Annotated in this window: 10 protein-coding genes and 1 riboswitch; of the genes, 7 read left to right on the top strand and 3 right to left on the bottom strand. The window is 72.1% G+C overall.

Going from position 1 to position 16,453, the window contains the following annotated elements; translation table 11 throughout:
* The first annotated feature begins 1 nt into the window (after position 1).
* From ACF07B_RS07500 to ACF07B_RS07475, 6 genes are all read left to right on the top strand, one after another.
* On the top strand, positions 2 to 3,142 hold the full coding sequence (locus ACF07B_RS07500) for a type I polyketide synthase (RefSeq protein WP_392178133.1): 3,141 nt from the start codon (positions 2 to 4) through the stop codon (positions 3,140 to 3,142).
* Between the two features lie 246 nt (positions 3,143 to 3,388).
* On the top strand, positions 3,389 to 6,790 hold the full coding sequence (locus tag ACF07B_RS07495; RefSeq protein WP_392178132.1) for an AMP-binding protein: 3,402 nt from the start codon (positions 3,389 to 3,391) through the stop codon (positions 6,788 to 6,790).
* A 60-nt stretch (positions 6,791 to 6,850) separates the two neighbouring features.
* Positions 6,851 to 8,209, top strand: a complete 1,359-nt coding sequence (gene ccrA, locus ACF07B_RS07490; protein ID WP_392178131.1) for a crotonyl-CoA carboxylase/reductase — start codon at positions 6,851 to 6,853, stop codon at positions 8,207 to 8,209.
* 1 nt (position 8,210) lies between these two features.
* Positions 8,211 to 9,200 carry a 3-oxoacyl-ACP synthase III family protein gene (locus ACF07B_RS07485; RefSeq protein ID WP_392178130.1) on the top strand — a complete coding sequence of 330 codons (990 nt, stop codon included), beginning with the start codon at positions 8,211 to 8,213 and terminating at the stop codon, positions 9,198 to 9,200.
* Positions 9,197 to 10,081: a 3-hydroxybutyryl-CoA dehydrogenase gene (locus tag ACF07B_RS07480; RefSeq protein ID WP_392178129.1), complete on the top strand. Its 885-nt coding sequence runs from the start codon at positions 9,197 to 9,199 to the stop codon at positions 10,079 to 10,081. Before ACF07B_RS07485 ends, ACF07B_RS07480 begins: the two co-directional genes overlap by 4 nt.
* A gap of 56 nt (positions 10,082 to 10,137) precedes the next feature.
* A riboswitch (ZMP/ZTP riboswitch) is annotated at positions 10,138 to 10,224 on the top strand.
* A 21-nt stretch (positions 10,225 to 10,245) separates the two neighbouring features.
* Positions 10,246 to 11,103 (top strand): bifunctional 5,10-methylenetetrahydrofolate dehydrogenase/5,10-methenyltetrahydrofolate cyclohydrolase, encoded by an 858-nt coding sequence (locus tag ACF07B_RS07475; RefSeq protein ID WP_392178128.1) that lies wholly within the window; start codon positions 10,246 to 10,248, stop codon positions 11,101 to 11,103.
* Between the two features lie 83 nt (positions 11,104 to 11,186).
* Here the strand turns inward: ACF07B_RS07475 and ACF07B_RS07470 are convergent, their stop codons facing one another.
* From ACF07B_RS07470 to ACF07B_RS07460, 3 genes are all read right to left on the bottom strand, one after another.
* On the bottom strand, positions 11,187 to 11,942 hold the full coding sequence (locus ACF07B_RS07470) for a thioesterase II family protein (protein ID WP_384233061.1): 756 nt from the start codon (positions 11,940 to 11,942) through the stop codon (positions 11,187 to 11,189).
* A gap of 87 nt (positions 11,943 to 12,029) precedes the next feature.
* Positions 12,030 to 13,547: an FAD-dependent monooxygenase gene (locus ACF07B_RS07465; RefSeq protein WP_392178127.1), complete on the bottom strand. Its 1,518-nt coding sequence runs from the start codon at positions 13,545 to 13,547 to the stop codon at positions 12,030 to 12,032.
* Between the two features lie 268 nt (positions 13,548 to 13,815).
* Positions 13,816 to 14,223: a hypothetical protein gene (locus ACF07B_RS07460; protein WP_369486692.1), complete on the bottom strand. Its 408-nt coding sequence runs from the start codon at positions 14,221 to 14,223 to the stop codon at positions 13,816 to 13,818.
* A 530-nt stretch (positions 14,224 to 14,753) separates the two neighbouring features.
* On the opposite strand from ACF07B_RS07460, the gene ACF07B_RS07455 reads away from it, so the two are divergent.
* Complete coding sequence (locus tag ACF07B_RS07455) at positions 14,754 to 16,331, top strand: acyl-CoA carboxylase subunit beta (RefSeq protein WP_392178126.1); 1,578 nt, start codon at positions 14,754 to 14,756, stop codon at positions 16,329 to 16,331.
* Positions 16,332 to 16,453 lie beyond the last annotated feature (122 nt).

The following is a 16,453-nucleotide window of genomic DNA, read 5'->3' as shown; positions in this document are numbered from 1 at the left end:
CATGACCGACTCCGCGGAACGCACGGCGGACGGCGCGGACCGGGTCCAGCGGGCGCTGCGCACGCTCCTGGAGGAACGCGACCGCCTCCGGCAGGAGAACGACGCCCTCAAGGCCGGCCGCGGCGAGCCGATCGCCGTGGTGGCCATGGCCTGCCGCTACCCGGGAGGCGTCTCGACGCCGGAGGAACTGTGGGACGTGGTCCGCGAGGGCCGCGACGTCATCGGCGACTTCCCGCAGGACCGCGGGTGGCGCGACGTGTACGACCCGGATCCCGACGCCACCGGCCACGCCTACACCAACCAGGGAGGGTTCCTGGACGACGTCGCCGGCTGGGACGCCGAGTTCTTCGGCACCAGCCCGCGTGAGGCGCTGGCCGTCGATCCGCACCACCGCCTGCTGCTGGAGACCTCCTGGGAGGCCTTCGAACGCGCCGGAATCGTCCCCGCCGACGTCCGCGGATCCGAGGTCGGCGTCTTCTCCGGGGTCAGCTCCTCCGAGTACGGATGGCGCTTCCTGGAAGGCGGCCAGAAGGACCTGGAGGGCTACCTGCTGTACGGCAGCGCCCTGAGCGTCGCCTCCGGCCGCGTCGCCTACGAGCTCGGCCTGACCGGGCCCGCGGTGTCGGTGGACACGGCGTGCTCCTCCTCGCTGGTGGCCCTCCACATGGCGGTGCAGTCCCTGCGCTCGGGGGAATGCTCCCTGGCGCTGGCCGGCGGGGCGCTGGTGATGGCGACGCCCGCGATGTTCGTGGAGTTCTCCCGGCAGGCCGCCCTCTCGCCCGACGGCCGCTGCAAGGCCTTCGCGGACGGCGCCGACGGGACCGGATGGGCCGAGGGCGTGGGCGTGCTGCTCCTGGAGCGGCTGTCCGACGCCCGGCGCAACAACCACCCGGTGCTGGCCGTCGTGCGCGGCAGCGCGGTCAACCAGGACGGCGCCAGCAACGGCCTGACCGCCCCCAACGGCCGCGCCCAGGAGAAGGTGATGCGCAAGGCCCTGGCGAACGCGGGCGTCACCCCCGCCGAAGTGGACCTCGTCGAGGCCCACGGCACCGGAACCGTGCTCGGCGACCCGATCGAGGCCGGCGCGCTGCTGGCCACCTACGGCCGGGGCCGCGACCAGGACAGGCCGCTGTGGCTGGGCTCCCTGAAGTCGAACCTCGGACACGCCCAGGCCGCCGCCGGGGTCGGCGGGGTCATCAAGACCGTGATGGCTCTGCGTCACGGCCACCTGCCCAAGACCCTGCACGTGACCGAACCCTCGCACCACGTGGACTGGTCCGCGGGCGCGGTACGGATCCTGGCCGAGGGACGCGCGTGGACGAAGACGGACGGTCCGCGCCGGGCCGGGGTGTCCTCGTTCGGCGTCAGCGGCACCAACGCGCACATCGTCCTGGAGCAGGCCCCGTCCCCGGACCAGGACCAGGAGCAGGAGCGGCACGACGAGCGAGGCGCGGACGCGGGCGTCGTCGGCGGCCTGGTGCCGTGGACGGTGTCGGGCAAGACCGCCCAGGCCCTGCGGGAGCAGGCGGCCAAGCTGCGCGACTTCGCCGCCGCGGACCCCGGCCTGGACCTCGCCGGGGCCGGCTGGTCGCTGGCATCGGGCCGCTCACGGTTCGAGCACCGCGCGGTGGTGCTGGGCCGCACCAAGGATGAACTCCTGGACGCGCTCGGGGCGTTGAGCGAGGGTACGGAGTCTGCCGCAGTGGTCGGCGGCAGTGCCGGGGACCTCGGCGGCGTCGCCTTCATGTTCCCCGGCCAGGGCTCCCAGTGGGTCGGCATGGGACGGGAGCTGTACGCCGCTTTCCCGGTCTTCGCGCGGAGCCTGGACGCGTGCGCGGAAGCCCTGGCCGAGTGGACCGACTGGTCGCTGCTCGATGTCATCCGAGGCGTTCAGGGTGCGCCGGGTCTGGACCGGGTGGACGTGGTGCAGCCGGCCCTGTTCTCGGTGATGGTGTCCATGGCCGCCCTGTGGCGGTCCTGGGGCGTCCAGCCGTCCGCGGTGATCGGCCACAGCCAGGGCGAGATCGCCGCCGCCCATGTGTGCGGCGCGCTGTCCCTGCGGGACGCCACCAAGATCGTGGCGCTGCGCAGCAAGGCCCTGGTGCAGCTGATCGGGCACGGCGGGATGGCGTTCGTCGCCGAGTCCGAAAAGGTGGTGCAGCAGCACCTGGCGCCGTGGAGCGAGCGGATCAGCGTCGCCGTGGTCAACGGACCCCGCGCGGTGGTCGTGTCCGGCGAACCGGACGCGCTCGACGAATTCATCGAGAAGATGAAGGCCGACGGCTGCCAGGCCCAGCGCATCAAGGTCGACTACGCCTCGCATTCGCATCAGGTGACACGGGTACGGGACGAGGTGATCGCCGCACTGTCCGACGTGAGCCCGAAATCGTCGGAGCTGCCTTTCTATTCGACCCTGTACGGCGAAATCATCGACACCGCGCGGCTGGACGCCGACTATTGGTACAACAACCTGCGCGAGAAGGTCCGCTTCGCATCGTCCGTACGGCAACTGGCCGCGGACGGGTTCCGGGTGTTCGTCGAGATGAGCCCGCACCCTGTGCTGACCGTCCCCGTGCAGGAGATGACCGAGGATCTCGACGACGCGCTGGTGCTGTCGTCGTCGCGGCGCGGCCGGGGTGAGGTGGAGGCCGTCCTCTCCTCGCTGGCCGGGCTCCACGTCCGGGGCGGGAGCGTGGACTGGTCAGCCCTGTTCGCCACCCGCCGCAGGGTCGATCTGCCGACCTACGCCTTCCAGCGGCAGCGGTACTGGCTGAGCTCCTCGCCCGCCTCGGCCGTGGTGGGCGAGGCCTCCCCGCAGGAGCCGCCGCAGGTGGCCGACGACCGGCAGGTTCCGCTGCCGGAGCGGATCGTGGCGCTCGTCCCCGACGACGCGCAGGCCCTCGTCCTGGACCATGTCCTGGAGCGGGTCGCCGTCGTGCTGGGGCATCCCTCGAGCGAATCGGTCGATCCCGACGGGGAGTTCACGAAGATCGGCTTCGACTCGATGCTGTCGGCGGACCTGAGCAAACGCCTGACCGCCTCGACCGGTCTGAAACTGCGGCCGAACGTGGTGCTGCGCCACCCCTCCCCGCGGCTGATCGCCCGGCACATCGTGTCCTCGCTGGCCAAGCCGGCCGGCTGAACCGACCGTGTTCGGGGCGTGGTTGCGCCCGCTCCGGGGCGTGGCTGCGCCCTGTGGAAATTGTCCCGCCAGGGAAAAGGTTCCCGCTGGTGGATTGTCCCGCCGGCGGGACACCGCAAGCCCGGAAACGGCTTGTCCCGCCCCCGTACCAAGTTGTCTTGACCGGCTGATTCACCTTCCGTGAAGGTGGGGTGATCTGCGAATTCCTCCGATTCCCGGACCTGTTTCTCCAAGGGGTTGATCCGTGTGCGTGCATTCGCTGCTTCGTCCGCGCATAAAGGGCTGTGGCTGGCGGAGGAAATGTCTGCCGACACGCTGAACCATGCGCTGACCATGTGGGACGTGGACGGTGAACTGGACGCGGCCGTCATGGAGTCCGCGTTCCTGCACGTGCTGGACGAGGCCGAGGTCCTGCGCGTCACCTTCGCCGACGCCGGTGACGGGCTGCGCCTGACACCGCGCGAGCTGGGGGAGTGGCGGCCCTTCCTCCTGGACCTCTCCGGCGAGGCCGACCCCGAGCAGGCGGCGCGCGACGCGCTGGCCGACCTGATCCGCAAGCCGTTCGACCTCGCACGGGACCTGCTGTTCCGGATGGGCGTCATCACCCTCGCACCGGCCCGTTCGCTCGTGGTGATCGCCTACCACCACCTCGTCTCGGACGGGTTCGGCACCGGCGGCCTGCTCTCCAAGCGGCTCGCCGAGGTCTACACCGCCCTGTCACGCGGCGAGCAGGTCCCCGCTCTGCCGCACCCCTGGGACGCCGAGTCGTTCGCGGCCGAGGCGGCCGGCTACCTCGCCTCGAAAGAGTTCACCGAGGACAGCGGGTTCTGGCGTGACTACCTTGCCGACGCGCCCGCCCCCGCGCAGATCCCGCACGTCACCCTGTCCGAGCCCGCGCGCGCCGCGCTTGCCGAACCGATGAGCAGCGCGGACCGCTGGGGCGAACTGACCGAGCCCATCGGCATGGTCAGCCGCACCCTGACCGTCCCGCGCGCCGAGGCCGACGCGTGGACCGAGGCGGCGAAATCCATGGGCGTGTGGACGTCCACGATGCTGACCGCCGCCGCGGCCGTGTTCTTCCGCCACCGCTGCGACCGCCCCGAGTTCCTGCTCTCCCTCGCCGTCGGCAACCGGACCGGCGTCGCGAGCAGGACACCCGGCCTCGCGGTCAACGTCGTCCCCGTACGCGTGAAGGTCCCGCTGAACGCGACCTTCACCGACCTCGCCGACGCGATCGTCGACGAGACGTACGAGATCTCCGGCCACACCGCCTGCCACTACTCGGACATCCAGCGCGTGAGCGGGACCGCCCTGAGCGACCGCGGCAGCTTCGGCGCCGTCATGAACGTCGTCGAGTTCGTCGAGCAGCTCCGCTTCGGCGACCACCTGGCGCGCTACCTCGGCGGAACCACCGGCTCCTTCGACGAACTGTCGATCGGCGTCTACACCGACGGCAGCGCCGACAGCGACCTGTTCATCCGCCTCGACGCACCCGCCCGCCTCTACCACCGCGCGGAACTGCGCTTCATCGGCGAGGAGCTGATCGCCCACATCCGCGCCGTGGTGGCCGACGGGGAACAGCGCGTCGGCGCGCTGGACGCGCTCACCGGCGCCGGGCGGGAGCGGGTGCTGACGGCGCCGAACGACACGCACGCGCCTCTTCCCGCGCTCACCGTTCCTCAGCTGTTCGCCCGCCAGGTGACCTCGGCCCCCGACGCCGTCGCGCTGGTCGGCGCCGACCTCACCCTCTCCTACCGGGAGCTCGACGAGCGCTCGGACCGTCTGGCCGGCGCCCTGCGCGGCCGCGGGGTCGGCGCCGACACGGTCGTGGCGGTGGCACTGGAGAGGTCGGTGGACCTGGCCGTCGCCCTGCTCGGCGTGGCCAGGGCCGGCGGAGCCTACCTGCCCCTCGACCCGGCGCTGCCCGCGGCGCAGGCCGAGCTCGTGGCCGACGAAGCCGGCGCACACGTCCTGCTCACCGACGCGGCAACCGCCCAGACCCTCTCCACCGGCCTGCAGATCCCGGCACTCATCCTCACCGACCTCACCTCCACCACCGACGCGGCCTCCGTCACCGACGCCGCCCCGGCCAGCACCGACGTCGCCTCCGCCGACGCCGCACCGGCCCCCACCAACGCGGCCTCCGCCCCCGCCTCCGCCACCACCCCCGCCGACGCCGCACCGGCCGTCCCCGCCGCACCGGCCCCCACCGACGCGGCCTCCGCCCCCACCGACGCCCCCGCCCCCACCGGTGCCGCACAGGCCGTCCCGCTCCCGCTCCCGCACCCGGACAACCTTCTGGCCGTGACACCCGCCTCGTCCGCGACCGGTACCGCCGCGGTCGGCATCACCCACCGCAACATGGCGCGGTTCGCCATGGACCGCGCCTGGCGCGACGCCGCCCGCGCCGCCGTGCTGTGGCACACCCCGGCGACTTCCGGCAGCCTCGCCCTCGAACTGTGGGCACCCCTGCTGAACGGCGGCCGTGTCATCGTCGCTCCCCCCGGGGAACCCGGCACCGGCACACTCACCCAGCCGTCCGAGGCGCACGGCGTCCCCGCCGTGTGGCTGCCCGCCGACCGGTTCGCGCGGATCGCGGCCCACGACCCCGCGTCCCTGGCCGGGCTGCGCGAGGTGTTCACCGGCGGCGACCGCGTGCCCGCGGCCGCACTGCGCCGCGTCCGCCAGGCCTGCCCGGGCCTGACCGTCGTGACCGGCCACGGCCCCACGGAAGCCACCGTGTTCGCCGCCGCCGACCGCCTGGCCCCCCACGAACCGCAGCACCGCCCGGGCACCCTGGGCCGCCCGGCCGACAACACCGCCCTCTACGTTCTGGGCCCGGGCCTGGCGCCCGTCCCCGCCGGCGTCACCGGCGAGCTGTACGTGGCCGGGTCCGGTGTGGCACGCGGATACCTCGGACGGCCCGCCCGCACCGCGGAACACTTCGTGCCCTGCCCCTTCGGTCCGCCCGGCGCACGCATGTACCGCACCGGCGACCGGGTGCGCTGGGGCGCCGACGGCCGGATCGAGCACGTGGCCGACGCGGGCGCCCAGGCCGACGTACGCGGTGTCAGTGTCGAGCCGGCCGAGGTCGAGGAGGTGCTGGCCGAGCATCCCGCCCTCGCCCGCGCGGTCGTCGCCGTCAAGCAGGACAGCACCGGCCAGCAGCGCCTGGTGGCCTATGTCGTCCCGGCGGACGGATCGGCCGTCCCGGGCGACGAACTGCGCCGCTTCGCCGCGGGACGGCTCCCCGAATCCGTCGTCCCGACACTGTTCACCGTGCTGGAACGCCTGCCGGTGACGGCCGGCGGCAGGGTCGACCGGGCCGCACTGCCCGAGCCCGAGACCGAGCCGGACACCTACCGCGCACCGCGCAACGACACCGAACGGATCCTCGCCAAGGCGTTCGCCGAGGTCCTCGAAGTGGACCGGGTCGGCATCGACGAGGACTTCTTCGACCTCGGCGGCAACTCGCTGCGCGCGATCCGGCTGGTCGGCCTGATCCGGGCCGAGCTCAAGCAGGAGGTGTCCATCCGCCGCCTGTTCGCCGCGCGGACCATCACCGGCCTGTCGGACATGTGGAAGGACCTCGGCCGGTCCAGCAGGCCGAGCCTGCGCAGGCGGACGAAGGAGGGCGCGGTCCTCTGAGACCGCGCGGCCCGCTCCGGCCGGCAGCGGTTCGGCACGGCATACGTGAAAGGGAATCAGATGGATTCTTTGACAGAGGCCCTGCTGTCCGGGGCCGGCCCGGACGAACTCGGGCGACACGAACTCCCCTCCCACTACGAGGCGGCGCACCTCCTGGCCGCGGACCTCGGCATGTTCGACGGCGTGGCGGACAACGACGTCCGCAAGTCGCTGCACGTCGGGCAGGTCCCCATGCCGGACATCGCGCCGGACGAGGTGGTCGTCGCCGTCATGGCGAGCTCCATCAACTACAACACCGTGTGGTCGGCGACGTTCGAGCCGGTGCCCACCTTCGCGTTCCTCAAGCGCGGCGCCCGCCAGGGCGGCTGGGCCGCCCGGCACGACCTGCCGTATCACCAGGTCGGCTCGGACGCCTCCGGCGTCGTCGTCCGCACCGGAGCCGGGGTACGGCACTGGAAGCCGGGCGACCACGTCGTCGTCAGCTGCGTCCAGGTCGACGAGCAGGAACCGGCGACACACGCCGACGCCATGCTCGGAGCGGGACAGAAGATCTGGGGCTACGAGACGAACTTCGGCGGCCTCGCCCATTACTCGGTGGTCCGCGCCAGCCAGCTGCTGCCCAAGCCGGCACATCTGACCTGGGAGGAGTCGGCGGGCGTGCTGCTGACCGCGGCGACCTCCTACCGGATGCTGGTCGGCGACAACGGCGCCCGGATCAAACAGGGCGACATCGTCCTCGTCTGGGGTGCCACCGGCGGCCTCGGCGCGTTCGCCGTGCAGATGGTCAAGAACGCGGGCGGCATTCCCGTCGGCGTGGTCGGCTCCGAACGCAAGGCCGAGGTGCTGCGCCGCCTGGGCTGCGACGTGGTCATCGACCGCAACGAGATCGGCATGGGCGGCGACGACGCGCTCACCCCCGAGCGGACCATCGAACTGGGCAAACGCCTCGGACGGGAGATCCGCCGGCAGGTCGGCGAGGACCCGCACGTCGTGTTCGACTTCGTAGGGCGGGCGACGTTCGGGATCTCGGTGTTCGTCGTGCGCAAGGGCGGAACCGTCGTCACCTGCGGCTCCAGCACCGGCTACGACCACCACTTCGACAACCGCTACCTCTGGATGAACCTCAAGAAGATCGTGGGCAGTCACGCCGCGAACCTCCAGGAACAGGCGGAGTGCAACCGGCTCTTCCAGCTCGGCCACCTCTCACCCGTCCTGTCCGAGGTCTTCCCGCTGGCCGAGGTCGGCGAGGCCGCCCGCCTGGTCCAGAACAACCGGCACACCGGAAAGGTCGGCGTCCTCTGCCTCGCCCCCGAGGAAGGGCTCGGCGTCACCGACCCCGCCCTGCGCGAGAAGATCGGCGTCCAGCGCCTCAACCCGCTGCGCCGCCTCGGCGCGCCCGATCCCCAAGAGGCGTCCTGACATGGGCATCGGCATACTCTCCACCGGCTCCTACCTGCCCAAGCACGAGGTCGGCAACGAAGAGGTCGCCGAGCGCGTCGGCGTCACCGCGGAGTGGATCGAGCGCAAGACGCAGATCAAGTCCCGGCGCTACGCCGCCGAGCACGAGGCGACCTCCGATCTGGCGGTGAAGGCCGCCGAACGCGCCCTGGAGCAGGCGGGGCTGGGCCCGGAGCAGATCGACCACATCATCGTCTCGACCTCCACCGGCGACTTCCCCCAGCCGCCCACCTCCTACCTGGTGCAGCACGGCCTGGGCGCCTACGGCGCGGCCTGCTTCGACATCAACGTCGTGTGCAGCGGCTTCGTCTACGCCCTGGCGCTGGCCCACAGCCTGGTGAGCGTGAACCCGTCCGCCCGGGTGCTGGTGATCGGCGCGGACGTCTACTCCCGGATCCTGGACTTCACCGACCGCCGCACGGCGATCCTGTTCGCCGACGGCGCCGGCGCCGCTGTAGTCGGCGCGGTCCCCGAGCCGTACGGGATCATCGCCACCGACCTGTCCAGCCGCGGCGACGCCCACCACCTGATCCGCGTCGAGGCCGGCGGCAGCCGCAGACCCGCGTCCGCGGCGACCGTCGCGGACGGCGGCCACTACTTCAAGATGGACGGCCGCGGCGTACGGGACTTCGTCGCCGAACACGTCCCGCCCGCCCTCCTCGCCCTGGCCGGCAGGGCCGGCGTCGACATCGGCGCGGTCGACCACTTCGTACCGCACCAGGCCAACGGCGTGATGCTCGGCGAGGTCGTCGAGCGCACCGGACTCGGCGCCGCGCAGACCCACCGCACGCTGATCAGATACGGCAACGTCGGCAGCGCCTCCGTCCCCGTCGCCCTCGACGAGGCCCACCGCACCGGCGCGCTCAAGCAGGGAGACCTGGTCCTGCTCGCCGGATTCGGCGGCGGCATGTCGATCGGGGCGACACTTCTGAACTGGGGGACACCCACATGACCACGTCCACACACAGCGCCACCACCGCCATCGAGCGGGTGGGCGTCGCCGGCAGCGGCATCATGGGCACCGGCATCGCCGAACTGTGCGCCAAGAACGGCCTGAACGTGAAAGTCGCGGTGTTCTCCGAGGCATCGCTGCACACGGCACCGCGGCGGCTGGCCGCGTCACTGGAACGCGGCGTGGCCAAGGGCAAACTGACCGCGCGGGAACGCGACGCGGCCCTGGGCCGGGTGTCCTTCACCCGCGACCTCGCCGACCTCGCGGACCGCCAGCTCGTCATCGAGGCGGTCAAGGAGGACGAGCAGCTCAAACGGGACCTGTTCGCCACCCTCGACAAGACCGTCGAGGACCCGGACGCCATCCTGGCGACCAACACCTCCTCCCTGCCCGTCGTACGGCTCGCCGCCGCGACCCGCCGCCCCGGCCAGGTCCTGGGCATCCACTTCTTCAACCCGGTGCCCGCACTGCCCCTCGTCGAGCTCGTCCCCACCGTCCTGACCGACGAGAGAGTCGGCGAACGCGCCCTGGCCTTCGTCCGCGACACCCTGGGCAAGAAGCCGATCACCTCCCCGGACCGGGCGGGCTTCCTCGTCAACGCCCTGCTGTTCCCCTACCTGCTGTCCGCGATCCGGATGGTCGAGTCCGGCCTGGCGAGCGCCGAGGTCGTCGACCAGGGCATGGTGCAGGGCTGCGCGCACCCGATGGGCCCGCTGCGCCTGGCCGACCTCATCGGCCTGGACACCACGGTCTCCATCGCCCAGGCCATGTACGAGGAGTTCAAGGAGCCCCTGTACGCGCCGCCGCCGCTGCTGCTGCGCATGGTCGAGGGAGGCCTGCTGGGCAAGAAGTCCGGCCGCGGCTTTCACACCTATGCCTGAGCGGGCCTCTTCGCTCTTCCGTTCATGACCCGCGGAAAGGGCGTCCACTAGAGTGGTGCGCGGGCCGTGACTGGCGCTGAGGTGGAGCACCACCGGGGAGCGGTCTGACGAATCGGTCGATGCCGTGCGCCTGGGCGAGTGGTCAGCGACGCCTGGAGGCGACCATGTCCCAGACCCGGACAGCCCAACTCATGGACGGTGTCGGCCCTGCCCGGCGCATCGTCGAGGAGGCATCGGGCAGAGCGGCAGAGCTTGCGCGGCGCGTGGGCGTGACGCCTTGCCTGGCAACGGTGCTGGTGGGTGAGGATCCGGCTTCGGCGACGTACGTCCGCATGAAGCGGGCCCGTTGCGCGAAGGCGGGCATCGAGTCCCGGCTCGTCGCTCTGCCGGCCGCCACGACGACCGCTGAGCTGGTGGCGATCCTGCGGTCCCTCTCGCGGGACACGGGCGTGCACGGCATCCTGCTGCAGCACCCTGTGGGCCCTCACATCGACGAGCGGGCGGCGTTCGAGGCCATCGCGCCGGAGAAGGACGTCGACGGGGTCACGATGAGCTCCTTCGGGGCGATGAGCTTCGGACTGCCTGGTTTCACCTCGTGCACCCCGGGCGGGATCATGCGGCTCCTGGACGAGTACGACGTCGAGCTCGCCGGCCGGCAGGCCGTGGTCGTGGGCCGCAGCGCGATCCTCGGCAAGCCCGTCGGAATGCTCCTGCTCGCCCGGGACGCCACCGTCACCTACTGCCACTCCCGCACGACCGACCTGGCCGCGGCCGTGCGGGAAGCGGACGTTGTCGTGGCGGCCGTGGGACGGCCTCGGCTCATCCGCGGCGAGGACGTCAAGCCGGGGGCCGTCGTGATCGACGCCGGATACAACCCCGGCAACGTCGGTGACGTCGACTTCGACACGGCCCGCACGCGTGCCCGCCTGATCACGCCGGTTCCCGGTGGGGTCGGCCCCATGACCATCGCGGTTCTGCTGGCGCAGACGGTCGACGCGGCATCCAACCAGCTCACCCGCTGAGCGCGGCACGGCCAGGAGGCCAAGCGCGGATCGACCCGCGCTCCGCCTCCTGGCCGTGGCACCCGTGCGACGCCCCTTCCCCCTCAGGAAGCGGCGGCCCGGGTGAGCAGTCCCTCGGTGACGGCGGCGGCGACCCGGCCGAGCTGGTCGAAGAGGTAGAAGTGCCCGCCGGGGAACACCTCCACCCGGAAGTCGCCGGTGGTGTGCTCCCGCCAGGTGTGGGCGTCCTCGACCGTCGCGATCGGGTCGCTGTCCCCGATCAGGGCGGTCACCGGGGCCGTGAGCGGCCCGCCGACGGGCCCGCGGTAGGTGCCCAGGATGCGGTAGTCGGCCCGCAGCGCCGGCAGCACCAGCTCCAGGATGTCGGGATCCTCCAGCATCGACTGGTCGGTGCCGCCCAGCCGGCGCACCTCGGCCAGCATGTCGGCGTCGTCGTAGAGGTCGTAGGCGCTGTCACGCAGGTCGGGACCGCCCCGGCCGGAGAAGAACACCCGCTGCGGCGCGGGCAGTTGACGCCGGGCCAGCAGCCGGGCCGTCTCGAACGCCACCAGCGCGCCCATGCTGTGCCCGAACAGGGCGTACGGCCGCCCGTCCGCCACCAGTTCACGGGCCAGCTCCTCGGTCACCGCCTCCGCGAGCGGCGCGAGGGCCGTGAACGGCTCCTCGCGGTAGCGGTCCTGGCGGCCCGGATACTGCACGGACACCACGTCGACGTCCGGGTGCAGTACGCGCGCCAGGTCCTTGAACGCCGTCGCGGAGCCCCCCGCGTGCGGGAAGCACACGAGCCTCGGTCCGTTGCCGGCAGGCGTGGTGAAGCGTCGCAACCACGTGCTGTTCACTGTCGGTGTGTTCCCTTCGTAGGGTCGTCGCGGCCGGGGCCCCGCCGGGAAGCGGACCGGCCGGCCGTTCGTTTCGGGCAGGGCCGCTCAGCCCTGAAGGGCCGGGCCGAACCAGGCTTCGATGGCCGCCCGCAGCGCGGTGCCACCGGGCGGGCCGCCGGCCGCCACCGCCCAGGCGACATGCCCGTCGGGACGGACGAGGAGCGCGGCCGGCGCCGGGATCTCCCCGAGGGCCGGGACGATCCAGTGCTCGTCCTCGCTGCGCGCCTCGACGACATCCACGCGGTCGGCCCAGCCCCGGGCGACCGCGGCCGCCTCGGGGCTGCCGGCCAGGTCGAGCAGGACCGGGCGGGCGGCGTGCAGCAGCTCGTGGACCCGGGTGGCGCCATCGGCCCCCTTCAGATCGGCGTCCGGGACCCGGCGCCCCACCAGCGGGTGGTCGCCGTCGATCGGATAGCGGATGTCCAGCGCCGTCAGCAGATGACGCAGGTACTGGTTGACCTCGTCGAAGACCATCAGGGAGCCGAACACCTCACGCAGCGCGTCCGTCTGCGGTCCGGGCCGGACCAGGGCCGACTGCGCCCGGGTGTTGTGCAGCACCCGCTCCCCGACCGGGTGCCGCTCGGCGTGGTAGGTGTCCAGCAGGCTCTCCGGCGCCAGCCCGCGCACCACCGCGGCGAGCTTCCAGCCCAGGTTGACCGCGTCCTGCACGCCCATGTTCAGCCCCTGCCCGCCGGCCGGGAAGTGGATGTGCGCCGCGTCCCCGGCGAGCAGCACCCGCCCCGCGCGGTACCGGTCGGCCTGCCGTGCCGTGTCGTTGAACCGGGAGACCCACCGGGGGTTGCGCATGCCGAAGTCGGTGCCCGCGACCCTGACCAGGGACTCCCGCAGCCCCTCGAACGTCACCTCCTCGTCGCGGTCCGCGACACGGTCGAACTCCGAGGTGATCACCCGGTGCCAGCCCGGCTCGAACGCGATCGCCGAGTAGTCGCCGCCCGCGGTGCGCCGCACCCAGACGTAGTCCTCGCCCAGAGCGGGCAGTTCGACGTCGCCGATCAGCGCCGTCATCGTCGCCTCGGTGCCGGGGAAGCCGATGCCCGCCAGCTTGCGCACCGTGCTGCGCCCGCCGTCGCAGCCCACCAGGTAGCGGGCGCGCAGCGTGGCGGGCGCCTCCTGCGCGGCGGCGGTCTCGACGCTCACACCGCTGTCGTCCTGGCGAAGCCCGCTCACCTCGTATCCGCGGCGCACCCGCACGCCGAGCTGGACGGCCCACTCCTCCAGGAGCCGCTCGATGGCGGACTGCAGGATCATCAGCGGGTAGGGGTGGCGCGACTCCGACTCGTCGAAGTCGAGGTAGAGGCCGGAGAAGTGGCCCACCGGCTGCGGCTGGCCCTCCGCCAGGAAGCGCTCCAGGATGCCGCGCTGGTCGAGGATCTCCAGGGTGCGGGAGTGGATCCCGCCGGCCCGTGACTCGCCCGAGCGCTGCGCGAGCCGCTCGACCACGATCACGTCGGCGCCCGCCAGCCGCAGTTCGCAGGCGAGCATCAGGCCCGTGGGCCCGGCGCCCGCGATCACCACATCCGTGTCCGTGCCGGTGTGTCCCACGTGTGCCCCCTCTTTCCGCTGCGCCTGTCACGGCATTGGATGACCTCCACGCTCACGCACGCGACGCGGCGGTTCAAGACAACTCGGCTGCGGCGGGCGGCTGTTCGCGCTCGGGCTTGCCGTGTCCCGCCAGCCGGCCCCTGGTGTCCCGCCGGCGGGACACCGGACGGTGCGCGAAGAGCGCCGGCTCCGCCGGAGCGTTCTCCGGCGGAGCCAGGGGTGAAGCGGGGGAGCGGCGCCGAGGGTGTACCGGTACCGGGACGGTGGGTCAGGCGGCGTCCAGAGCGGCGGTGATCTTGCCGGCGGTCGCGGTGAGGGTGGGGCCGGGCCCGCCCTTGGAGGTGCGGGCGGAGGCTTCGACGGCGACGAGGACGGTGCTGCGGAAGTTGTCGGCCTCCTCGGGGGCCTGCTTCTTCAGCAGCTGCACGGCGGCGGTCAGGGCGGGCAGGACGCGGTCGGCGATCTCGGCCGCGGACTTGCCGCTCAGGTCCCCGACCGCGGACTTCTCCGCCAGCACGTGGCCGACCAGACCGGTGCCGGTGGTCAGGGCGATGCTGCCCTGGGTGGCCACCTTGTGCGGGGAGTCGGCGCCGGCGGCCGCGGCCATCAGCGTCACGGCGCCGTAGGCGGCGGTGCGCAGGGTCAGCTTGTCCTGGTCGCTGAGGGTGACGGACATGGTGGGGGCTCCTTCGTGTCGTACGCCGTGCCCGGCGTCGCTCCGTTTCCGTGGCTCCACTGTGGCACATGTATGGCACCATGATGGGCCATTAATGGCGCCAATATGCGCCACGGGATGGCCCGTGCTCATGAAGCCACAGCTCAACGGCCTGGCCACAGAGACCAGGACGACCGAATCCCGACGGCACAACCGCCGGAACCGACCGCTTCGGCCACACCGACCGCCCGCTCGACCGCACCGGCTGCCTTTCGGCGACGGACGGGCGGGAAACCCGCCGGCGCCCTCGGGGGATGGTGGGGACACCGGCGGGCCGTTCGGTGCTCCAAGAAGGCTCTTGACCGTCCGCATCGGAGCTCACGGCCTTGAGCCTCGCACGCTCCGCTCGACGCGACCTCGCGCGCCACCGGAGCGCCCGGCGTGTCCGTAGCGATCGTCGTCCGGCGCTCCAACAGGCTTCAAGTGCCCTGACGGACGCTGGCGTTCGGCTCATCGAAGGATGGCTGATCACGACGGCCGGAAGGGAAACCATGACCGCCCTGGACGACACACCGGTCGGGCTGCGGCGCGGCACGGTCGCCGAACTCGAGGCCGTACGCGCCGACATGCGCCGAGGACCCAGCGACAAGGCCACCGAGACGCAGCACGCCAAGGGCAAGCTCACCGCCCGTGAACGGCTCCAACTCCTCTTCGACGACGGCCGGTTCACCGAGGTCGAAGGACTGCGCAGACACCGGGCGAGCGGCTTCGGCCTGGAGGACAGGCGCCCCTACACCGACGGCGTCGTCACCGCCTGGGGCCGGGTCTTCGGCCGGGTCGTCTTCGCCTACGCCCACGACTTCCGCGTCTTCGGAGGCTCCCTCGGCGAGGCCCACGCCGAGAAGATCCACAAGATCATGGACATGGCCGCCACCGCGGGCGCCCCGATCGTAGGCCTGTGCGACGGCGCCGGAGCACGCATCCAGGAAGGGGTGACCGCGCTCGCCGGCTACGGCGGCATCTTCCAGCGCAACGTCCGCAACTCCGGCGTCATCCCGCAGATCAGCGTCATGATGGGCCCCTGCGCGGGCGGCGCGGCCTACTCCCCGGCCCTGACCGACTTCGTGTTCATGGTGCGCGGCACCTCGCAGATGTTCATCACCGGACCCGACGTCGTACAGGCCGTCACCGGGGAACGGATCAGCCACGACGAACTCGGCGGCGCCGACGCCCACACCACCCTCTCCGGAGCCGCCCACTTCGCCTACGACGACGAGGACAGCTGCCTCGCCGACGTCCGCTACCTGCTCTCCTTCCTGCCCGCCAACAACCGGGAACAGCCACCGTCCGAACCCGGCGCCGACCGGCCCGACCGGCTCACCCCCGCCCTGCGCGACCTGGTGCCCTTTGACGAGAAACGCGCCTACGACATGCGCGAGGTCATCGGGGAACTCGTCGACGACGGCGACTTCTTCGAGGTGCACGAGACATGGGCACCCAACGTCGTGTGCGCCCTGGCCCGGCTGGACGGCCATGTCACCGGCATCGTCGCCAACCAGCCCGCCGCGCTCGCCGGAGTCCTCGACATCAAGAGCAGCGAGAAAGCGGCCCGCTTCGTGCAGATGTGCGACTCCTTCAACATCCCGCTCGTGACGCTGGTCGACGTGCCCGGCTTCCTGCCCGGCGTCGGCCAGGAACACGGCGGCATCATCCGCCACGGCGCGAAACTCCTCTACGCCTACTGCAACGCCACCGTCCCCCGCGTCCAGCTCATCCTGCGCAAGGCCTACGGCGGCGCCTACATCGTCATGGACTCCCGCTCCATCGGCTCGGACCTCTCCCTGGCGTGGCCCGGCAACGAGATCGCGGTGATGGGCGCGGAGGGCGCCGCGGGCGTCGTCTTCCGCCGCGAGATCGCCGCCGCGGACGACCCCGACGCCGCCCGCGAACAGCACATCAAGGAGTACCGGGAACAGCTCATGCACCCCTACTACGCCGCCGAACGCGGCCTGGTGGACGACGTCATCGACCCCGCGGAGACCCGCGTCAGACTCATCGACGCCCTCGCCGTGCTGCGCACCAAGTACGTGGCGCAGCCCTCCCGCAAACACGGCAACCAGCCCCAGTGACACACCGGGCCGGCCGGCCCGCCTCTGTGCCCATCCTCGACCGGTAAGCGAGCGCGAGGGCCCATAGATGGACGGTGCAGCCGGTCATCCCGGTGGACCGAGATCCCGAACAGGAGATGGTC

Origin of the sequence: Streptomyces sp. NPDC015532 (genome assembly GCF_043078065.1) — a bacterium.
Lineage (GTDB): Bacteria > Actinomycetota > Actinomycetes > Streptomycetales > Streptomycetaceae > Streptomyces.
This window is presented reverse-complemented; position numbering and strand designations above follow the sequence as displayed.